Source organism: Paenibacillus sp. ALE3 (genome assembly GCF_054113405.1).
Genome location: NZ_CM134214.1, coordinates 3,957,702 through 3,979,582, shown reverse-complemented (window position 1 = coordinate 3,979,582; position 21,881 = coordinate 3,957,702). Strand labels below are relative to the sequence as shown.

Sequence of the window (21,881 nt, the reverse complement as noted above, 5' to 3'; positions counted from 1 at the left end):
CATTATAATCTGTACTAAAAAGTGTGTGTGTAATCACACCAGCACGTTCAGGGGTTTGTTACCCTGTAGATAACGAACAAATATCTATCAATATTTGGAGGAAAACGATATGTTTTGTTATCAGTGTGAACAGACGCCGAGCGGCGGGTGTAAAGTCATCGGAGTATGTGGGAAAAATGAGACGGTAGCAAGCTTGCAAGATACAATGATTTTTGCATTAAAAGGGATTGCTGCCTATGCGACACATGCTCGTCAGTTGGGATATACCGATCCTGAGGTGGATCGGATCACGCATGAAGCGTTATATATGACCTTAACCAATTCTAACTTTAATGTACAAGAGCATTTGGAGATGGCGATGAAGGTCGGAAATGCAGCTGTACGGATCATGGATGTGCTGGATCGTGCGCATACGGATCGTTTTGGCATTCCACAGCCGATTACCGTCAGCCAAAATAAAATCGAAGGTCAATGCATCGTCGTGACCGGACATAATTTGTACGCGCTGGAAGAATTACTGCGTCAGACCGAAGGAAAGGGCATCAATATCTACACTCACTCGGAGATGCTGCCTGCCCACGGTTATCCGGCGTTGAAGAAATATGCACATCTCAAGGGCAATATCGGCAAGGCCTGGTACGATCAACGCAGATTGTTTGAAGAGTTCCCGGGTGCAATTCTTGCCACGACGAACTGTGTTATGCCGATTAAAGGCACATATGCAGACCGCTTCTTCTCTTATGAAGTAGCAGGGCTGGAGGGTGTTGCCAAAATTGTGAACGACGATTTCTCTCCACTGATTGAACGCGCGTTGGCTCTGCCAGCCGCAGATGTAGACTCTGAACAGGTGCTTACGACAGGATACCATCATGAGACAGTCATTGGGCTGGCACCTGAGATCATTCAGGCAGTTAAAGACGGACATATCCGCCGTTTCTTCGTCATCGCAGGCTGCGACGCACCAGGCAAAGGCGGTAACTATTACCGCGAGCTGGCTACATCCTTGCCGAACGACACGGTCATTTTGACCACGTCTTGTGGTAAGTTCCGCTTTAATGATGTGGACTACGGCACCGTTGGAGATACTGGCATTCCGCGTTATATTGATTTGGGGCAATGCAACAATTCGGGTTCTACTGTGAAAATCGCTCTGGCATTAGCGGATGCTTTCGGATGCACAGTGAATGAGCTGCCTGTCAGCATTGTGCTGTCCTGGTTTGAGCAAAAAGCGGTTGCCATCCTGCTAGGCTTGTTCAGTCTTGGCATCCAGGATATTCGTATCGGACCGAAACCGCCTGAGTTTATTTCTTCTGGTGTATTGGATGTGTTGGTGGAGATGTTTGGCTTGAAGCTAATTACGACCGCAGAGGAAGATATGAAAGCGATGCTGGCGTTGTCTTAAGAGGTAGGTAGGGAACTGCAGAGTGCAGTTCCTTTTTTTTGTTTCATCGTTCATCCATTCTAATAAATATATCCGTAAGAATCTTTAAGGCCAGCTCAGTATCTTTGGATTCACGAGTTCTTAGGAGAGACAAAATGGCTTTTATACTCGAATCTTCTTCGGTAAGCTCATCATTTTCCTTCACATATGTAAGCAATTGATAGACGCCCACGTTCAATGCCTTCGCTATTTTCTCCAGATTTTTCAAAGATATATTTCTCTCCGCACGCTCGATGAAACCAATATAACTCGAATTGAATCCTGCTTGTTCGGCTAAAGCTTCTTGCGAAAGCCCTTTGGACTTTCGAATATCTCGGATACGTGTACCGACTAATTCTAAAAGTTCTGACATGAATACACCTCTCTATAGTTAGAAGTGTAGAGAAAGAGTTACATCTAATTAATATGCGTTAGTAAGTAAATTGAATTAAAAACTACTATATAGTAATATTCATTATGAAGCTTGTCCGATAGCTAGAAAATTATACATTTTAGTGGTCCATTGATATGCTACGTTGCTCACACTGTTTATGAAATTCTAATTCAGGAGTTGATTCCCCCCATGAAACATTACTCCTTAAGCAACCAACTACATAGTGAAGCTGATTTCAAATTGCCTAAGTATAGCGACACCCACATATTGAATTGCATGCTGGATTTTCAAAAGCTTGCCGAATACCAGATCAAGCTTGCCCAGATGATGCGTGACCATAATCAATGGCTAAACTGCCTCATTCTTTGTGATCGTGCCATGTTTTCTATGGCGAAGGCTATATATGTGCATCGAAATCAAATCATACCTTTATCCACTAGCCTATCCATGAACGATCTGCTCAGGCTAATTCGCTCGGATGCGGAGCCGTGTTTAGATGTGGTGCTGTTTATGGGCACCGTGCATTATCTGGTTTCCGGAGAGGAAGAAGCATCCAGGGAGACGATGAAGCTGGAGGAAGTAGACATGTTGCTTTATAAAACAGACTCTATTCTAGAGCGTCTGTCGCGGCGCATTGTAGCTAATCCATCGAAGAGGTATCCGTCTATTTTTAAAGAAAACCCGTTCAATTAAATTGTTAAATTTTTTAATCTCCACATCAGAAAGGATGTTATTTGATATGCCTACATACAACAAGCTGGTGCGGGACCGGATTCCGCATATCATTATGTCTCAGGGCAAGGAATGTCGGACACGCATTTTGGACCCAGAGGAATATAAGCAGGAACTGCGAACGAAGCTTCGTGAAGAGACTGAGGAATATTTTGCAACGGACAAAGATCAGGATGCGCTGGAAGAGCTGGCGGATATGCTGGAAGTCATCCGAGCGCTGGCAGAAGTACATGGAGCGAATGTACCCGAGCTGGACAAGCTGCGGGCGGACAAAGCCGAGGCCCGAGGCGGATTCCAGGAGCGGGTGTTCTTAATTGATGTCGATGAAGTTTAACGTCAAGCTCATTCGGATAACTTAGCGGATGAGCTTATAGCTGGAATACAACATGCCTCCGGGGTAAAGCTGTTGGCTCCGCATCTAAAAATAGCTTTTCAATCAATTGCAACTACCCTCCATTGCCCCTCATTGTTTTTTATTAAAGTAATACCCTCCCCCATCACAAAGGTTAAAATTTTATAAAAAAAGTTCAAAACCTGCAAAGACCTTTCCCGGCCTGGAATGATACCATGTGTTTGCACATAAAAAAAGGAGAGGTGCTCATTGCCTCACTTATGTAAGCGCTATCTAACTTTAGTCTAATTAGCACTGACCTGAGGATTTTACAAAATCCTTACCTTCAAATGACCTGCATCACATGAGGAAAGGGGAACTTCATATGAAAAAAGGAGCTGTTGTCGTTTGGCTTCTGATTTTGGCCCTGATGCTTTCGGCCTGCAACCTGGCGGAGAGTGGAACGGGCAGCAAGGAAAAAGGCTATGTGGGTATTTCCATGCCGACCAAATCGTCCGAGCGTTGGGTAGGGGACGGGGAGAATATGGTTCGGTTGTTTCAGGAGCAAGGCTATAAAACGGATTTACAGTATGCCGAGGATGTGGTGGAAAATCAAATTTCCCAAATCGAAAATATGATCACCAAGGGCGTCAATGTCATGGTCATCGCTTCGGTCGACGGAAACACGCTGACGGATGTAATTCAGAAGGCACACGACCAAGGGATTCAAGTCATTTCTTACGACCGTCTGATTCGCAACACACCGTATCTGACGTATTATGCGACTTTTGATAACTTCAAGGTAGGCGTGCTACAGGCGGCATATATTGAGAAAAAGCTGGGTCTCAAGGATGGCAAGGGCCCTTTCAATATCGAGCTGTTCGGCGGATCGCCGGATGACAATAACGCCTATTTCTTCTTTAATGGTGCGATGTCCGTACTTAAACCATACATCGATTCAGGTAAGCTGGTCGTGCGCAGCAAACAGATGACGATGGCGCAGATCGCTACACTGCGATGGGATGGAGCTTTAGCACAGTCGCGGATGGATAATCTGCTGAGTGCCTACTATTCAGGGGCCAATCTGGACGCGGTGCTCTCCCCGTATGACGGCATTAGCATCGGTATCATTTCATCCCTGAAAGGGGTCGGATATGGATCTGCGAATAAGCCACTGCCGATCATCACGGGACAGGATGCAGAACTGGCTTCAATTAAATCTATTGTGGCTGGTGAGCAGACCCAAACCATATTTAAGGACACCCGCAAGCTGGCTGAGCAAACGGTCGTGATGGCCAACAGCATTTTACAGGGCAAGCAAGCGGAAGTGAATGACGTTAAATCCTATAACAACGGTAAAAAGGTAATTCCTGCGTACTTGCTTGATCCTATCTCGGTGGATCGGACGAATGTGGAGAAGGATATTGTCGGCAGTCACTATTACACCAAAGAGCAAATTGGTCTCAAATAAGAGTAAGAATCCAACTGAAAGGAGCGTATCCCATGACTGGAATAATTTTGGAAATGAAGGGAATTACCAAAACCTTTCCTGGCGTAAAGGCATTGGAAAATGTAAATCTCAAGGTCAAGGAAGGCGAGATTCACTCGCTGTGCGGCGAGAACGGTGCGGGCAAGTCGACGCTAATGAAGGTACTGAGCGGTGTATATCCGCATGGAACCTACGAAGGGGATATTATTTTCCAAGGCAAAACGTGTGAGTTCAAGGATATCAAGCAGAGTGAGGAATTGGGCATCGTCATTATCCATCAGGAGCTGGCATTGATCCCGTATCTCTCGATTGCGGAAAATATTTATCTGGGCAACGAGCGCGCTAGCGGCGGCGTGATTGATTGGAAAGAGACTTTTGTGGGGACACGCGATCTGCTGTCTAAGGTCGGTTTGAGTGAAAATCCCAATACATTGGTTACGAACATCGGGGTCGGCAAGCAACAGCTGGTCGAAATTGCGAAAGCGCTCTCTAAAAAGGTAAAGCTGCTTATTCTGGATGAACCAACAGCGGCATTGAATGAGGATGATAGTGAAAATCTGCTTAATTTGATGCTGGAATTTAAAAAACAGGGCATTTCCTGTATTCTCATCTCCCACAAGCTGAATGAGGTCGCAAAGGTGTCGGATTCGATTACGATTTTGCGAGATGGGAAGACGATTGAGACGCTGGATATGAAAAAGGATGAGGTCACAGAGGATCGGATCATTAGCGGGATGGTTGGACGCGATTTGACCAGCCGTTATCCAGAGCGTCATGCCAAGATTGGCAAAGTTGTGTTGGAAGTGAAGGATTGGACGGTGTATCACGAGCATCATGCAGACCGCAAGGTGCTGGATCAGGTAAATCTGAATATTCGCAGCGGTGAAATTGTCGGTATTGCCGGGCTGATGGGAGCAGGACGGACCGAGCTGGCGATGAGTATCTTTGGCAAGTCATACGGACGCAATATCTCGGGTCAACTGATTAAGGACGGTAAGCCGATCCAGAACAACACGGTTACGGACGCGATTAACAATGGCTTTGCCTATGTGACGGAGGATCGCAAGGAGTATGGCCTCATTTTAATGGATGATATCAAGCGCAATATTTCGTTAACTGGTCTGAGCAAGCTGACGAAGGGTGCTGTGGTCAATGAGCAGGAGGAAGTCGTCGTTGCAGAGGAAATGAAAAAAAGCATGAACATCAAAGCGCCGAGCATTTTACAGAAAACCGGTAATCTGAGTGGCGGCAATCAGCAGAAGGTAGTACTGAGCAAATGGATTTTTGCCGGACCGGATATTCTGATTCTGGATGAGCCAACACGCGGCATAGATGTGGGTGCCAAATATGAAATCTATACGATTATTCATCGACTTGCTGCTGAGGGTAAGGGGGTACTGGTTATTTCGTCCGAGCTGCCAGAGGTACTGGGCTTGTGTGACCGGATTTATGTTATGAATGCCGGGCGGATCACCGGAGAGGTTAGCCGTGAGGACGCTTCGCAGGAAACGTTGATGAGATATATGACCAAGTCAGGAGGCGTGAAGCATGGAAACCATAACTAAACTATTTAAAAGTAACATCCGCCAATATGGCATGATGATTGCGCTGGTCGTCATTATGATCTTGTTTGAGGTGCTGACAGGCGGCTTGCTATTGAAGCCGATTAATATTACCAATCTGATTCTGCAAAATAGCTACATTCTCGTACTGGCGATCGGGATGGTGCTGGTTATCATCACTGGGCATATTGACTTGTCCGTCGGCTCCATAGCCGCTTTTGTCGGTGCGGTTGCCGCCATTATGATGGTCGATTGGCAGCTTCCAGCGTGGGTCGCTGTGATTGCAGCTTTACTGGTCGGAGCGTTAATTGGGGCATGGCAAGGGTTCTGGGTCGCTTATGTACGTATTCCGGCATTTATCGTGACCTTGGCGGGGATGCTGCTCTTCCGCGGATTGACAATGATCGTGCTGGAAGGCCAATCGATCTCTCCTTTTCCGGGGGGATTCCAGAAAATCAGTTCAGGCTTCCTGCCGGATTTCTCAGCTACCGGTTATAACCTGGTATCCATCATTGTCGGCATTGCACTTACAGTATGGTTTATCGTGAATGAAATTCGTGAACGCCGTTCTCAGCTTAAATATGGATTTGAGGTTCCATCACAGGCGTTATTTATACTCAAATTGATCGTAGTGGCTGCTGTGATTAATCTGTTCACCTTCATGCTCGCGAGCTATGCGGGGATACCGAACATTCTTGTCCTGCTGTTCATCCTGATCGTGGTATACTCCTTTGTCATGAACCGTACGATTATGGGTCGTCATGTGTATGCGCTGGGTGGAAATGAAAAGGCAGCGGGTCTGTCCGGTGTCAAAACGAAAAAAGTGACATTCTGGGTATTTGTCAACATGGGTGTACTGGCTGCCATTTCCGGTCTCATCTTTGCTGCACGTCTGAACGCGGCTACGCCGAGAGCGGGTACGAACTTTGAACTGGATGCCATCGCAGCTTGCTTTATCGGTGGAGCTTCGGCGTCCGGCGGGATCGGAACGGTTTTTGGAGCGATTATCGGTGGTTTGGTTATGGGCGTACTGAATAACGGTATGTCTCTGATCGGCCTCGGTATTGACTGGCAGCAAGGCATCAAGGGCTTGGTACTGCTGCTGGCGGTTGCCTTCGATATTTACAACAAAAACAAAAGATCAGTCTAAGATCATATTCAATATTGTAAAATAAACAAACCTCCAGTCCCACTTAACTTGTGGATGCTGGAGGTTTGCTTGTATGTTAGGCCTTATGGCTATTAGCCAGCCCAACTAAGTCGTCACCATTTGTCCGCCGTTCACATGCAGCGTTTGGCCCGTAATGTAGGATCCGTCATCCGAAGCCAGCAGCACATAGGCAGGAGCCAATTCATAAGGCTGCCCGGCACGCTTCATTGGTGTATTGCTGCCGAAGGTACGAATGACTTCAGGCGACTGTGTGGCCGGATTCAGCGGAGTCCAGATCGGACCGGGAGCAATGGCATTCACGCGAATACCTTGATCGACCAGATTATTAGCCAAAGCACGCGTGAAGCTGACAATGGCTCCTTTAGTAGCTGAATAGTCAATCAGGTTTTTTTGTCCAACATAGGCTGTAACCGATGCCGTATTGACGATGCTTGCCCCAGCCCGCATATACGGCAATGCTTCTGTAGTCATATGGAAGAACGAAATAATATTCGTGTCAAACGTATCACGAAGCTGCTGTTCACTGATATCCAGATACGATTCGCGCACAAACTGAACACCCATATTATTAATGAGGATATCAATACGACCGAAGGTTTCCATCGTTTTTTGAACAACCAGACAGCAGTTGCTTCTTAGCCTTAGATCACCCGGAATTAACAAACAACGTCGGTCAAGCCTGTGAATGACATCACGGGTTTCCATAGCATCTCGATGCTCATCGAGATAGGCAATGACCACATCGGCTCCTTCCTTGGCAAAAGCCACTGCAACCGCGCGACCAATGCCGCTGTCCCCGCCGCTAATGATAGCCACCCGATCCTGAAGCTTTCCCGTGCCGATATACTTTGGATTATCAAATATAGGGCGTGGAACCACCAGGTATTCCAACCCCGGCTGTCTATATTGATGCTGGGGAGGAAAAGCAATCGGAACTTCTTTACATTGGGTTTCTGTACCATAATAAGGATATTGATATTGGCAATTCATTTAATAATCCCTTCTTTTAGGCGTTTTGAAATCCAATATATTCGAAATAGGCGCAAACGGTGAATCGGGAGTTATCACCTTATGCCGAAATCGTTGCTCCATCTGCCGGAATATGGACACGCTTCTCCAGACCTTCACGTTTGATATGTTCCGTAAGCTCGGAGCGAGTCAGTACACAATGGTTGATGGCTTCCATATGGACAGCAACGACTTGTGTGTAAGGGGCATGCTGTGCAACAGCCGTTACATCTTGGGCAGTCATAATAATGGGATCACCCACCGTAAACCGCGCTCCTCCAGCGTTCACGATCGTCCAGTCAGGGCGGAATTTATCCAGTGCTTCCGCGACTTCACTGCACCAAATGGTATCCCCAGCCACATAGACGACAGGCTCACCTGGAGCCTGAAATACAAAGCCAGATACGGGTCCCATCTGTTCCCCGATTTCTCCGGTACCATGATGCCCGGTTGTACGGGTAATCTCGATTTTCCCGACTGAGCCAGCCACCGAAATCGGAGTAACCTGTGTAAAACCGTCAGCCATGATTTGTTCTTCATTTCCGGGCTGGCAGAAGACAGGAATTTGTTTGTCCAGCCAGCGTACTGCCGCCGGGTCCCAATGGTCTGGATGCAAATGCGTGACGATGACCACTTCAGGCTGTCCAAGCGTCTGCCATTGTGGTGGCAAGGGAACCAGCGGATTGCGGAAAGTGTTTTCCGTATTGGGAACTGGTGGATTTAGGCCAGCATCACTCAGCATCGGATCAATCAGAAATTTTACTCCAGCGTATTCGATCCATAAGGTTGCGTTGCGGATTAGTGTGATTTTCATATATAGAAGCTCCTTTAATCGTAAATGTTTTTTGACCGAGTGTATTTTCGGCCGTTCTTTGTTTCTGCTACAATCATATCTGACGCAAGAAGATGCAGGCTACGGCCTGCTGAAAGGAAAACCAGCATTCTCGTTTCATCATGAAAGGAAAAATAACTATGGAACTATTCGTACCTGATGACACCGACCTGCGCATTCTTCATCATTTAATTGAAGACAGCTCTTTAACGCACAAGGAGATTGGTCAGCTTGTTCATTTGACAGGCCAAGCAGTAGGGACACGTGTTCGAAAAATGCAGGATGCAGGTATTATTGAAGGCTATACACTGCGCTGGAACCCGGAGAAAATTGGGCAGACGATTCATGCCTTTATTACGGTTTTTCTGAATTCAGGCACGACTCACAGTGCTTTTCAGACTTTTGCACGGGAGCATCCCTCTATTGTCGAAATCCATCGGGTAAGTGGGGAGGGCTGTTATTGGATGCGGGTTCGCATGTCATCACAGTCAGAGTTAAATACCATGCTGGATGAACTTACGAAGTTTGGTAACTACAAATTGAGCTTTTCCATTGGCGTAATTTAATAATAAAAGCTTTCGGCATTTGTGCCGAAAGCTTTTGTTTACGAGGGCAATTGAAGTCAGCGTTATAGGCTCATTTTAAAAATATGCTGTAAGCCGTGTTGTCCCATTTTAGTGTTACCTTCATTGATAAAGCCGCATTTGAGATACAGATTTTGGGCAGCTTGATTACGGGCATTGACGCCCAGTACAATCTCGCGAATATGTGGAAAGTGTCTAGAGATGAACTGTGGTAGCAGAAGCAGCCCATGTTTAGCGAACCCTTGTCCTTGATCTGTATAATGAATAGAAAACGCACGTAGCAACAGTGCCTCAGAAGTATTCGTATAGTCTGCTAATTCATCTCCATCGTATAAAATGAAAAATCCAACCGGTCTTCCAGTAGCCGTAATGACGACGGGATGGCGGTGTGGATCTTCCTTGGCTAGTGTCAGCATTTCAGCTGGCATTCCAGTAAATTGCTTCTGCTCCTCAGGCAGATAAAAGGTATGTAAAATAGCATCATGCTCACAATGGTAAGGGACAAGCTCTACATTATTCATCATTACACTCCGATCTGGACAAATTTTAATCTACTATATCAATCTCGTTTACTAAAAAAGAAACCTGAACTCGTCTTACTTACGTATTATCCATACATAAACTAGCATAGTCAAAAGGAGGCGTCTACGCTTATGAAGCCGCTTATAGAATATCGGGAAAGTCAGGATGTATTGCACCAAGAGCTGAAGCATATTGAGAAGTGGGAGAAGGAGCAGAAGGATATTTTTTTCTGGGAAAAAATCGGCAGATGGCCCTTTATGCTGCTGGATCGACTGACGCCCAAAATCATTAAAGACAAGCTGGAGCAACTGCTTAATGAGATGGGCAGCTTCATTCAGAATGGCGGCAAATATTTGGTGAAAGAAGAAACAGTTCTGAGCAAGCTGAACAAGAAGGTCCGTGAATATATGATTCAGCAAAATGGTGCAGATTTCGTCTCGGATCCGGAGGATCAGCTCCGTGCCGGGGAAAATGCAGATGCGGAGCATAGTGAGGAATCCACGTGGGATTTGAAGCAGGCGGCAGAGCTCCCACTAACGATCATGGATCAGACGGCGGACGATATGACGTCGGGACGCATTACCTTTGCCGCCGCTCAGGGAGCAACCACGGGGATTGGCGGTGTGTTTACGATTGCGGCGGATATCCCTATTTTGCTCGGCTTGTCACTCAAGGTGCTTCAGGAAATCGCTTTGTGCTATGGCTTTAACCCCCATGATAAGCAGGAACGCATTTTTATTATTAAATGTATGCAATTTGCTTCATCTGATATTGTGGGTAAAAAGGCTGTATTAGAGGAACTGGCCTTGTTCGATGACCCTTCACGTCAGGCACAGGTTTTTTCCCAGATGCAGGGATGGAAAGAGGTCATTAACACCTATCGCGATCAGTTTGGATGGAAAAAGCTGCTGCAAATGGTCCCGATTGCAGGCATTTTGTTTGGCTCCATTGCCAATCGAAGTGCGATTAGTGACGTAGCTGAAGCGGGGAAAATGCTGTATCGGAAGCGTCGTATTCTAAAGCGTTTAGCAGAAGTAGAGAATGGGTTGGAGTAGAAGTAAGGAATGCAGGAGAGATGAAGAGTGGGGTAGAAATGAGGAATGGAGCTTGAGTTAGTTGTTTATGAAGGTGTGCAGCGGCCAATGATGGCCGCCACACGGTTGCCTGTTACACTTCGGCTCCATTTTCTTCCGCCCAGCGATTCAGGGTTTTGTCTGTAGGAAGTAAGAAGGTTAAAATGCCGAGCAGTGGCAAAAAGCCACACAGGAACATGATGTTGGTGATGCCTACTTTGTCGATCCAATTGCCGAGCACGAGTGCGCCCACACCGCCCAGACCAAAAGCCAGGCCTGTAATGAGACCGGACACCGTCCCGATTTTGCCAGGCACGAGCATCTGTGCATATACGACTGTGACCGAAAAGCTGGACAACATAATAAATCCGATAATCGCCAGCAGGATCGCCGTCCAGAATTGGTTGGCATAAGGCAATAGCAGCGCCAGCGGTGCAGCTAATACCATGGACAGAAAAATCATATTGCGTTTACCAAAACGGTCTGCCAGCGGGCCGCCAAAAAAGGTGCCCAGCGCTCCAGCTCCGAGGAACAGGAAAATGTACAGCTGTGCGTCAGCCAATGGCATTTTAAATACTTCCATCAGGTAAAACGAATAGTAACTGCCGACCGAGGTCGAATACCACGAACGAACAAATACCAGCAGAATGAGGACAATCATGGCAAACATAATACGGCTGCGCACTTCGAGTTTCATGCGGCGTGTCGCCGTTTTTTTGCGTGCAATGCCTTCTGTACGCAGGACGTTACCGTACCAGCGGGCAATGAACGATTGCACTACAATTCCGGCTGCCGCAATGCCTGTGAACCAGATGGCGCCAAACTGCCCCAACGGGATAAAAATCCAGCTTGTGAGCATCGGTGCCAGCGATTGACCTGCATTGCCGCCGACCTGGAAAATGGATTGTGCCAATCCCCGGCGTGATCCTGCCGCCATATGGGATACACGCGAGCCTTCGGGGTGAAAGGCAGCTGAGCCTAAACCCACGAAGATGACTGCGATCAGCACCGCTTTATAATCGGCTGCATAGGCGAGCAGCAGCATACCAGTGAGCGTAAAGCCCATACCGATAGGAAGGATAGCGGGCGTAGGCCGTTTGTCCGAAAACAAGCCAATTACAGGCTGCATAATTGAAGCTGTAAAGTTGATGGCGAATGAAATCCAGCCGATCTGCGTGTAGCTCAGGCTCATAGATTCCTTCAAGATCGGAAAGATCGCTGGAATGACCGATTGAATCGAGTCATTGAACAGATGGACGAAACTGATCGCAATCAGAATCGCAAAAACGGTGCCTTTCGCTTGCGGCCCCTGGAGGGGGAGCGATTGGCCCGTTTCTTTTTTTGTAGCAGATTTAGTAGTCATGGCAACCTCCGGATATGTATGTATATTTTAAGATATAGGAAGCAATCCGTTTGCAGCAAATGGCTGAAAGTGGGATAAAGTCCCCCTTTACTCATCGCTGCTTGCCCATTCTGCTGGATACTCTTTATTACTCGATCCTCTAATTCACAATAGATTATCTTGCTCTGAGTGCATTGTATCTGTATATGATATCCTTTACTTATCATTTTACTCTCTAACATGCATGAATGGGTTCAACTCGTCTTCAGGGATTATTAGATTTCCACAGTAGACTATATTGGAATGAAATTCCCATTCGCCATATGCCACCAAATGGTTATCATCCTTAACTCTTTTAATTAATGCCCAAATCCCAAGATTACTTTGTGCGTTTGCATCAAGAAGAATCCAATCCTTGTATTGCAATAGCTGAGGCTCTCCAAACATATGAAATGAATCCAGATAGCCTGTTCCATCACGGGGTGGCATTTCATTACATACATTTTTCAAAAAAAGGACTTGCTCCACTCTGACATGGATCCAAGCTCTTTTTTCATTTTTGGATATGATGTCTTCAAATCTACATTTAATAAACGCAGAGAAGTTGATCTCATCAGGCTGCTCTTCCCAACCATTAAAATGTGAATAAGCAGGTCTGAATAAAGTCCAAAAAGTTTCTCCAACGGACATATGAAAAGGAAAATATACTTGTACTTTTCTTAAGTCACCTTTTGTGGGAGGTATCAATGCTCTTTCCCATATTTCACTGTTTAGATCTGGAATATCATGTTTGAAATCTGCCCAATCCATAGCATCTTCGATGGCTACAATCTCAAAATCTTTGTTTTCTAATAGGGGTTTGTCTGGTACCTGTTGACACGCTCCACACTTGAAAGCAATAGTTTCCTCGTTCATAAGACAACCTACCTTAATTAAATTTTATGCTCTACTGCTCCAACTATATTGATCATAAGGACATATCAACATGGTGGAAGTATTACAAACACCATAAAACTATTTCTATGCTGAATGTTGCTGATATTCTTTTTACATATAAATAAGCAAGAAGAATTTAACAAAACTAAGCTCTTTATTTAACAAACTTAAGATATGATTTTTTATGTCATACAACTTGGTTGTTTAGGTGATAGCTTTGTAGAGAAAGTATAAAGGTACAAGAAAAGAGAGGATCTGATTTGAGAATGAAATTGCTAAGGAAACCACTATCAGTTGCATTATTATCTTTACCTTTACTTCTAGGTTCTCTAGGTGGAAGTTATGCGAGTGCGGCAACGCTGCCAACAACAGTAACTCCAACAGAACCGTCATGGGGATATTTTGTAGATCATTATAAAAATAATAGTGCCGCTAATAAGACGGAAAGCTCCAATCCGACTCTCGGGCTGCTCTCTGAATTTAATAAGCTTTGGACTCCCGGCGCTACCTGGGACACAGGCACCAAATTAAACAGCAGTGTACTGGATGCTAATATTCAAAAAGTGATTGATATCGCTGCCCGTCGCACTTCCAGTGAGGCCGATGCGGCTTATTTGGATGATCGTCGAAATCAGAGCTACAGTGTAATCGACGGTCTGGGTTCGCTCACTGATGTATATCGAAAGAAGGCAGGCGCCACGACAACAATCAACGACGTCCCGGCCGATGCTACAACTAAAAAATATGAAGATGAGGGAACAAACGCAGGGGATACAAGCTCCAGTCTCGGCAACGTCGTGAATTTGGTCAATACCTTGCGCGGGGACTACTCTACGACGAACCCGGCTAAGTCTTACTTTAGTTATCCTCGTCCGTTTCGCTGGAGCGATAATTCAGTGGTTGTCCCGAGCCTGGTCCCTGCGCTCAAATCTGATGCTACTAATGATGGCGGCTTTCCTAGCGGTCATACCAATGCTGCGTATCTCAGTTCTATTGCTATGGCCTATGCCATGCCGGAGCGTTATCAGGAATTGCTGACACGAGCTTCGGAGCTGGGCAATAATCGTGTTGTTGCTGGTATGCATTCCCCGCTTGATGTTATGGGAGGGCGTGTCATGGCAACAGCGCTGGCTGCTGCCATCCTGTCTGATCCAGCCAATAGCAGCTTGAAGAAAGCAGCTTATCAGGATGCTCATAAACAATTGCTGTCCCAAAAAGGTACAGCCCCAGATCGTTTCAGCAACTATGCTACAAACAAGAAAAATTATAATCAACGATTAACGTACGGATTCAGCCCGATTAATCCAACGACGAAGCCAATGACAGTGCCTAAAGGAGCGGAGGTGCTGTTGGAGACACGCCTACCTTACCTTGATAGCACACAACGCCGTTGGGTATTGGCTACCACGGGGATTCCTTCCGGCTATCCTGTGCTGGATGATGCTGAGGGATGGGGACGATTAAACCTGTATTCCGCTGCGGATGGCTACGGTGCTTTTGTCAATCATGTTACGGTGAAGATGGATGCTTCCAAAGGCGGTTTCAATGCATTGGATCGCTGGCGCAACAATATTTCTGGTGTTGGAAAGCTGACTAAAAAGGGAGCAGGTACGTTGAAGCTTATGGGTAGCAATATTTATTCCGGCGGTACACAGATCGATCAAGGCATACTTGAAGGTAATTCGGAGACAGCTTTCGGAAGTGGTGAAGTTACGAATAACGGGGGAACTCTTCTTAAAAACAATTCTGGAAAGCTGATTGTTGGCGGGAATTACAAACAAACTGCCAAGGGAAAACTTGAACTCAACCTAGGCAGTAAAAATGACGTACTTAAAATTAAGGGAACAGCCCAACTTAACGGGAAATTACGCCTGAATTTTTCTAACAAATATGTACCAGCTAGCGGTGCCACCATTTTAACCTATGGTAAACGCAATGGGGCATTCTCTTCCATTGAAGCAGCAGGTCTACCAAGCAATTATAAAGTGAAGGTTGTCTATACAGCCAATAGTGTTCAGTTAAAAGTCACGAAGTAACCAAATAGGACAATTTAAGGTGCACCTTTGGAATACACCGGATAAACCATGAAGTTATCCAGTGCCCATTCTTAAGGTGCATTTTTTGTTCCCGTAAAAAGTCCATTTCTCAGAGTTATTTATAGCCAAGGGTATAAAGAGGTCAAAATTTGACCTTAATGTAGTAAAATAATCGCGCTGTTTGAAAGCGCAGTCATGTTATTCTTAAGAAGCATATTAGTCCAAGTTTTAAAGGTACAGACTAACTAAGAGGAACAGAGGAAAGGAAGAAGACTGATGAGTCTTGAGAAAGAATACGTTAAAATAGCCCAGGATGTCATTAAAGGGCTTGGCGGAGAAGACAATATTATTTCTATGGCACATTGTGCTACACGGTTGAGATTGATTGTAAAAGACAGGGACATTATTGATGATGAATTTATTGAGAATATTGATAAGGCAAAAGGGGTGTTTTTTACCTCCGGACAATATCAAATTATTTTTGGAACCGGTACCGTGAACAAGGTTTACGAAGCAATGGTCGGCCAGAACGTATCTGCTACATCAAAGGCAGAGCTGAAAGAGAAGGCCTCAACACAAGATGACAACTTTTTCAAAAGAATGATTCGGGTTTTCGGAGATGTATTTGTTCCCATTATCCCAGCATTGGTAGCTACCGGATTGTTTATGGGAGTTAGGGGCTTGGTAACTCAGCCTGCACTGCTTCAGTTATTTGGACTTACACCGGATGATATTTCTGCGAATTTCATATTATTTACACAAATACTGACCGATACCGCGTTTGCCTTTTTGCCTGTGCTGGTATGCTGGTCAGCGTTCAGAGTATTTGGCGGGTCGCCGATCTTGGGGATATTGCTCGGACTCATGCTGGTAAGTCCTTCTTTACCTACATCCTGGGATGTCGCTCAACATGTGAAGGAACCTCTTTTATTTTTGGGCTTCATCAAAATCGCAGGCTATCAGGGTTCAGTTCTGCCGGCGTTCATTATAGGGATCGTGGGAGCGATGATGGAGAAGAGAATCAGGAAATCCGTTCCCGAAGCACTGGACTTGATTTTGACACCGTTTCTGACATTATTGCTCACACTGGTACTGGGCTTGTTCGTGATTGGTCCCATCTTCCATGAAGTAGAGGTTTTAATATTATCGGCAGTTACAGCTATTTTGAAGTTGCCGTTTGGCATTGGCGGATTTATTTATGGAGGCATTAATCAGATTATTGTCGTTACCGGACTGCACCATGCGTTGAACCTGATCGAAATACAGATGCTGGTGGATGGCGGCTGGAATATGGTTAACCCGATCAGTTCAGCATCCATTTGTGCACAAGCGGGTGCGGCGTTAGCTGTCGGCTTGAAATCCAAAAGATTAAAAACCAAATCTATTGCCTACCCGTCTGCCGTGTCTGCACTGCTCGGCATTACAGAACCCGCTATTTTTGGGGTGAACATTCGATATGGCAAACCATTCGTGATGGGCTTGATTGGGGGAGCGGTTGGAGGATTCTTCGCACGTATCTTTAATGTTCAAGCAACAGGTATGTCGATTACAGCTATACCTGGTTTGTTATTGTATCTGAATAATCAAATTTTTCTGTATGCTTTAGTTTGTGTAATCGGTTTTGGTGTAGCATTTGCGTTGACGTGGATCTTTGGATTTAAAGAAAAAATAGAGAACAAATAAAATTTAGTGGAGAAAATCATGGACAACAAAACATTGCTTGAAAAATTGAACAGCCTATCAATAGAAGAGAAAATCGGCCAGCTCATCCAACTAACCGGTGATTTTTTTGAAGGTGACATGGATACGGTTGTGACGGGCCCTTTGAAAAAACTAGGGCTAAATACGGATTATAATATTTATAATACGGGCTCCATATTAAACATCACCAACCCGGAAAAAATAATCCGGTTGCAAACCGATTATTTGGAAAAATCGGTTCATAAAATTCCGCTGTTATTCATGGCAGATATTATCTATGGATACCGAACCATCTTCCCGATTCCGATTGCTCAAGCATGTAGCTGGAACTATGAGGAGATAGAGAGTGCGGCTTCGATTGCTGCTCAGGAATGCTACGATGAAGGCATTCATGTAACCTTTTCTCCTATGGTAGATATGGTTAGAGATCCTCGCTGGGGGCGGGTGATGGAATCGCCCGGAGAGGATACATTGTTGGCAAAGAAATATGCCCAGAGCGTAGTTCTGGGAATCCAGGGCAGCAACTTGGAAAGCACAGCCGTGCCAGCCAATAAAATTGCCGCTTGCGTCAAACATTTTGCTGCTTATGGAGCGCCTGTCGCTGGACGTGAATACAATGCCGTGGATCTATCGGAGCATGCATTGCGAGAATATTATTTGCCTGGATATCAAGCTGCAATAGAAGCGGGTGCCAAGCTTGTTATGACGGCTTTTAATACGTTGAATGGTATCCCTGCGACTGGAAACGAGTGGCTTAACCGTAATGTATTAAGACAGGAAATGAACTTTGACGGTGTATTGATCTCGGATTACGCCGCTATTGAAGAGTTAATCATGCATGGTTATGCCGAAGACGAGGCTTCCGCTGCCAGGCTAGCACTGTTGGCAGGTGTAGATGTGGATATGAAGACGGCAGTGTACGCTAATCAATTGAAAGATGTAATTTCTAATAATGACTATATGTTGGAGCTTCTGAATGAAGCTGTATATCGTGTCTTAAAGCTGAAAAATGATTTGGGGCTGTTCGAGGACCCATACCGCGGATTACAGGAAATTGTTAAACGTTCAACAAGCAGTATTCTGTCAGACGAACATAAACAAGCGGCACTGTCCTTGGCAGAAGAATCCGTTGTGCTGCTGAAAAATGAAAATAATGTATTGCCGTTGTCAAAGGAAACGAAGGTAGCTTTGATTGGCCCCTATGCAGAAGAAAATTCTACCTTGGGCATGTGGGCGATTAAGGGAGAGCAGACAGACACTATAAATTTGAAAACAGGGTTGTTACAGCTTGTTGGCTCCGACAATCTCTCGGTATGCAGAGGCAGTTATCTGCTACCTCCTGATGCAAGGGAAACGTTCGATAAATATGCGGACAAGCTGGCTGTTGAAACAGGTTCCGAGGAAGTTCTACTGCAAGAAGCCATTAGGAATGCAAATGAAGCAGAAATCATAGTCCTTGCCTTGGGAGAAAGTATTTATCAGAGCGGAGAAGGTGGATCACGAACGAATCCGACGCTTCCAGAGCCGCAATTGAGACTACTTCATGAATTAAGCTTATTGGGCAAAAGGATTGTTCTGATCATATATAGTGGAAGACCTCTGATTCTTACCGATGTTGCTGGAAAAGTGGACGCCATTGTTCAGGCCTGGTATCCGGGAACGATGGGGGGAGAAGCGCTGGCCAATATATTGTATGGGGAAGTAAATCCGTCTGGGAAATTAGCGATGACCTTTCCACGTAGCGTCGGACAAATTCCGGTATACTACAATGAGCTGAATACAGGAAGACCGAATTTAAAGGAAAATGGCTCTTATCGCTTTGCGTCCCGATATATAGATGAAGTGAACGAACCCTTGTATCCGTTTGGCTATGGCCTATCCTATACCTCATTTGAATACGGTCTGTTAACCGTCAGCCAAAAGGAAATGAAAACAAATGAGTCAGTGGATATCCGTATTTCTGTATCCAATACTGGAACGTATGCTGGGAAAGAAACGATTCAATTATATATTCGCGATAAATTTGCAAGTGTTGCAAGACCCGTTAAAGAATTAAAAGACTTTAAAAAAGTATTTTTACAAAGCGGCGAGACTACAATTGTGGAATTTTCAGTGGATGAGGACATGCTTAAATTTTATGGACGTGAAATGGAGTATAAGAGTGAGCCAGGCGAATTTGAGGTTTATATCGGTTCAAGCTCACAAGACATTTTGCTAAGCTTTAGTTTTACTTTGTTACCGGAGGATAAACATGAATAAAAGCGACGCTTATCATCTTAAATATCATATTACTCCTCCTTACGGACTATTAAATGATCCTAATGGACTTGCCTTTTTCAATCAACAATATCATGTCTTCTATCAGTGGAACCCCAAAGGGACCGAACATCGAAATAAATGCTGGGGCCATGTTGCTTCGAGCGATCTGGTGCATTGGCAAAGAAAGGGTGTAGCGCTGGAGCCTTCGGAATGGTATGACAAGGATGGCATTTATTCTGGAGGCGCTATAGTTCATGATGAAAAGCTGTATCTGTTTTACACAGGAAATGTAATCAGAAATGATGGAGTCAAGGAAAGCTATCAATGCGCAGCCATTTCGGAAGATGGGGATAATTTCCATAAAATAGGTCCTTTGTTTGAACATCCACAAGGCTATACTAGACATGTCCGAGACCCGAAAGTATGGAGAGACCGGAACGGGAGCTGGTGGCTGATCGTTGGCGCTCAAAGAGAGGATTTGACTGGAGATACGCTTATCTACAAATCTACAGATTTGTCTGATTGGGAATACCAAGGATCATTTTTGGATCATGGTCATGAATTCGGATATATGTGGGAATGTCCTGATCTACTTCAATTTGCGGAAAATGATATTTTTGTCTTCTCTCCTCAGGGTTTACCAGGGGCAGGCGAATATTATAGAAACCCTAACCAATCGGGATATATTGTTGGAAAATTCATGGATACAGGAAAATTCAGCGGGAACGTTGCCCATTTTAAAGAGCTTGATCGGGGGTTTGATTTCTACGCGCCACAATCATTTAAGGTGAATGATAGAACCATTATGTTCGGATGGATGAGCGCTATGAATGAAGAAGCAGAGAGGGCTGTTCCAACTATTCAGGAAGGCTGGATTCATGCGCTGACTCTACCTAGAGAAATAGTGCTGTCTAACGGTGTGCTGTACCAGAAACCATTGCCGGAATTACAGTTGTTAAGATTGGATGGTGTGCATTCTAAGGAGAACATTCACAAAAATGGGGTTTGGATGCTGCCTTCCTTGCAGGTGGAATGCATTATTCATTTTTCGAAGCTTACAGAGAACTTCAAAATGATAGTAAGAAATGCTGTGGAAATTGACTATGATTCAGAAGAAAACAGTTTAACCGTATGGAGAACCAATTGGTTAACGAACCAGAGGGAGTACAGAAAAGCAACATTAGTCAATCAACTTGTAGACATGCAAATATTTATAGAAAGCTCAAGTCTGGAGATTTTTATGAACGAAGGCGAGGAAGTATTTTCTCTGCGTTATTTTTTGGAAGATACGGAACAGCGCAGTGTGATACTTGACGCAGGAGATAATGAAGGAGAAATTGAGATTTATCAGTTGCAGGAATGTGGAGCCATAATCAATCATTAAAACGATATTAGTATCTTTCACCTGTAAGAGCTACAAGCAGGCAAGGAAAGGCTGTTTATTCTCCGTTTGCGAGAAGAACTGCCTTTTTTTGTTTTTGTCGACTGAAGAGATTTCAGCTTGTGTAGGCATTTTACTATCGGTATAGTATGAGTATTAGAGTATATGACTGAATATAAATTACTGTTGATTACTCATAGCTGGTTGATGAGGTGTCGTATGAAAAAAATTTATGAACATATTGAAATAGACAGAAGAAAAATGATTAACCTCTTTATGTTTCAATCGACAGATACAGAAAGAGTCATCCCCATGCATTTTCACAGCAATATGGAATTAATCTATTGTACAAGTGGAAGCCTCAAAGTGTGGCATGAAGGAAAGATAACCATTTTGAAGGAAAAGGATGCACTTTTTATTAATAGCAATGTACCGCACTCCACACAAAGTATTACGGAAAACCAAGTTGTTGTATTGCAATTTCCAGCTACCTTTTTTGCCAATGAACAAGTATTCATCCAATTAAACACGCAAGAGAGACAAGTTGAACGTACTATACTTTCTAAATTAAGAGAGTTATTTATGGACATATATAACCTGCATATTTCCAAAGGGAAATATGACTATATTTTAGAGCAAAGCCGAATTATTGAGCTTAAGTATTTGCTCGTTAATCATTTTAGTCAGGCAGCAGACATACAGCCAGAGGTATTTAGCGAAAAGCAGCGAAAGATAAAGACGATCATGGATTTTATTAAAGAGCATTACGCTGAAAATATTAGTCTGGCGAAAACAGCCCGAATCTGCGGCTATTCAGAGGCGTATTTGTCGAGAATGTTTCATGAATATACAGGTCAGACATTTACGGAGTACAAGCAAATTCTTTGTCTGGAAAAAGCAATCGATTTATTGGAAACAACGAATAAGTCACTTACAGAAATTTCTTACGAGGCGGGCTTTCCCAACGAAAAATCGTTTAGAAAAGCTTTTAAGGAAGTTATGGGTAAAACCCCTTATGAATATAAAAAATCAAAATTTGATCTGAGTGTGTAAACGACACAAGCGTAATCCTTTTATGGATGATTTCAACAGACTAGAAAATGGGGGC

The 21,881-nt window shown here is 44.6% G+C and carries 19 protein-coding genes; 13 read left to right on the top strand and 6 right to left on the bottom strand.

Translation table 11 applies throughout. The features are described from left to right. Positions 1 to 109 precede the first annotated feature (109 nt). The gene (gene hcp, locus ACXHJ2_RS17815; protein WP_017426382.1) at positions 110 to 1,402 is read left to right on the top strand and encodes a hydroxylamine reductase; all 1,293 of its coding nucleotides are present in this window, start codon (positions 110 to 112) and stop codon (positions 1,400 to 1,402) included. Positions 1,403 to 1,445: 43 nt separating this feature from the next. Here hcp and ACXHJ2_RS17810 read toward each other — a convergent pair whose 3' ends face one another. Beyond that, positions 1,446 to 1,793: a helix-turn-helix domain-containing protein gene (locus ACXHJ2_RS17810; protein ID WP_025678887.1), complete on the bottom strand. Its 348-nt coding sequence runs from the start codon at positions 1,791 to 1,793 to the stop codon at positions 1,446 to 1,448. Positions 1,794 to 2,003: 210 nt separating this feature from the next. Between ACXHJ2_RS17810 and ACXHJ2_RS17805 the strand changes: the two genes are divergently transcribed. From ACXHJ2_RS17805 to mmsB, 5 genes are all read left to right on the top strand, one after another. After that, positions 2,004 to 2,507, top strand: a complete 504-nt coding sequence (locus ACXHJ2_RS17805) for a hypothetical protein (RefSeq protein WP_165080358.1) — start codon at positions 2,004 to 2,006, stop codon at positions 2,505 to 2,507. A gap of 46 nt (positions 2,508 to 2,553) precedes the next feature. Next, on the top strand, positions 2,554 to 2,880 hold the full coding sequence (locus tag ACXHJ2_RS17800) for a nucleoside triphosphate pyrophosphohydrolase (RefSeq protein ID WP_165080360.1): 327 nt from the start codon (positions 2,554 to 2,556) through the stop codon (positions 2,878 to 2,880). 382 nt (positions 2,881 to 3,262) lie between these two features. Next, a complete protein-coding gene (gene chvE / locus ACXHJ2_RS17795) occupies positions 3,263 to 4,348 on the top strand; it encodes a multiple monosaccharide ABC transporter substrate-binding protein (RefSeq protein ID WP_058829081.1) in 1,086 nt (361 codons plus the stop codon). Between the two features lie 32 nt (positions 4,349 to 4,380). Continuing rightward, the gene (gene mmsA / locus ACXHJ2_RS17790) at positions 4,381 to 5,931 is read left to right on the top strand and encodes a multiple monosaccharide ABC transporter ATP-binding protein (RefSeq protein ID WP_025678894.1); all 1,551 of its coding nucleotides are present in this window, start codon (positions 4,381 to 4,383) and stop codon (positions 5,929 to 5,931) included. Next, positions 5,915 to 7,078: a multiple monosaccharide ABC transporter permease gene (mmsB, locus tag ACXHJ2_RS17785; protein ID WP_165080362.1), complete on the top strand. Its 1,164-nt coding sequence runs from the start codon at positions 5,915 to 5,917 to the stop codon at positions 7,076 to 7,078. The genes mmsA and mmsB overlap by 17 nt, the downstream gene beginning before the upstream one ends. A 105-nt stretch (positions 7,079 to 7,183) precedes the next feature. Here the strand turns inward: mmsB and ACXHJ2_RS17780 are convergent, their stop codons facing one another. Then, positions 7,184 to 8,089, bottom strand: a complete 906-nt coding sequence (locus ACXHJ2_RS17780; RefSeq protein ID WP_165080364.1) for an SDR family oxidoreductase — start codon at positions 8,087 to 8,089, stop codon at positions 7,184 to 7,186. A gap of 79 nt (positions 8,090 to 8,168) precedes the next feature. Further along, positions 8,169 to 8,921 (bottom strand): MBL fold metallo-hydrolase, encoded by a 753-nt coding sequence (locus ACXHJ2_RS17775; protein WP_165080366.1) that lies wholly within the window; start codon positions 8,919 to 8,921, stop codon positions 8,169 to 8,171. A 158-nt stretch (positions 8,922 to 9,079) separates the two neighbouring features. Between ACXHJ2_RS17775 and ACXHJ2_RS17770 the strand changes: the two genes are divergently transcribed. Next, positions 9,080 to 9,505, top strand: a complete 426-nt coding sequence (locus ACXHJ2_RS17770; protein WP_165080368.1) for an Lrp/AsnC family transcriptional regulator — start codon at positions 9,080 to 9,082, stop codon at positions 9,503 to 9,505. 62 nt (positions 9,506 to 9,567) lie between these two features. Here ACXHJ2_RS17770 and ACXHJ2_RS17765 read toward each other — a convergent pair whose 3' ends face one another. Then, positions 9,568 to 10,044: a GNAT family N-acetyltransferase gene (locus ACXHJ2_RS17765; RefSeq protein WP_165080577.1), complete on the bottom strand. Its 477-nt coding sequence runs from the start codon at positions 10,042 to 10,044 to the stop codon at positions 9,568 to 9,570. Positions 10,045 to 10,176: 132 nt separating this feature from the next. Between ACXHJ2_RS17765 and ACXHJ2_RS17760 the strand changes: the two genes are divergently transcribed. Then, positions 10,177 to 11,100, top strand: a complete 924-nt coding sequence (locus ACXHJ2_RS17760) for an EcsC family protein (protein WP_165080370.1) — start codon at positions 10,177 to 10,179, stop codon at positions 11,098 to 11,100. Positions 11,101 to 11,212: 112 nt separating this feature from the next. Here the strand turns inward: ACXHJ2_RS17760 and ACXHJ2_RS17755 are convergent, their stop codons facing one another. Together ACXHJ2_RS17755 and ACXHJ2_RS17750 are read right to left on the bottom strand one after the other, a co-directional pair. Then, positions 11,213 to 12,481 (bottom strand): MFS transporter, encoded by a 1,269-nt coding sequence (locus tag ACXHJ2_RS17755; protein ID WP_165080372.1) that lies wholly within the window; start codon positions 12,479 to 12,481, stop codon positions 11,213 to 11,215. Positions 12,482 to 12,688: 207 nt separating this feature from the next. After that, positions 12,689 to 13,375 (bottom strand): hypothetical protein, encoded by a 687-nt coding sequence (locus ACXHJ2_RS17750; RefSeq protein WP_165080374.1) that lies wholly within the window; start codon positions 13,373 to 13,375, stop codon positions 12,689 to 12,691. 287 nt (positions 13,376 to 13,662) lie between these two features. Between ACXHJ2_RS17750 and ACXHJ2_RS17745 the strand changes: the two genes are divergently transcribed. From ACXHJ2_RS17745 to ACXHJ2_RS17725, 5 genes are all read left to right on the top strand, one after another. Further along, entirely contained in the window at positions 13,663 to 15,432 is a 1,770-nt protein-coding gene (locus ACXHJ2_RS17745) for an acid phosphatase (protein ID WP_165080375.1), read from the top strand. Positions 15,433 to 15,708: 276 nt separating this feature from the next. Continuing rightward, entirely contained in the window at positions 15,709 to 17,115 is a 1,407-nt protein-coding gene (locus ACXHJ2_RS17740) for a sucrose-specific PTS transporter subunit IIBC (RefSeq protein WP_013369753.1), read from the top strand. 18 nt (positions 17,116 to 17,133) lie between these two features. Continuing rightward, positions 17,134 to 19,392, top strand: a complete 2,259-nt coding sequence (bglX, locus tag ACXHJ2_RS17735) for a beta-glucosidase BglX (RefSeq protein ID WP_165080377.1) — start codon at positions 17,134 to 17,136, stop codon at positions 19,390 to 19,392. After that, on the top strand, positions 19,385 to 20,776 hold the full coding sequence (locus tag ACXHJ2_RS17730) for a glycoside hydrolase family 32 protein (protein WP_165080379.1): 1,392 nt from the start codon (positions 19,385 to 19,387) through the stop codon (positions 20,774 to 20,776). The genes bglX and ACXHJ2_RS17730 overlap by 8 nt, the downstream gene beginning before the upstream one ends. 216 nt (positions 20,777 to 20,992) lie before the next feature. Continuing rightward, positions 20,993 to 21,826, top strand: coding sequence for an AraC family transcriptional regulator (locus tag ACXHJ2_RS17725; protein WP_165080381.1), 834 nt, complete (start codon positions 20,993 to 20,995; stop codon positions 21,824 to 21,826). The last annotated feature ends 55 nt before the right edge of the window (positions 21,827 to 21,881 follow it).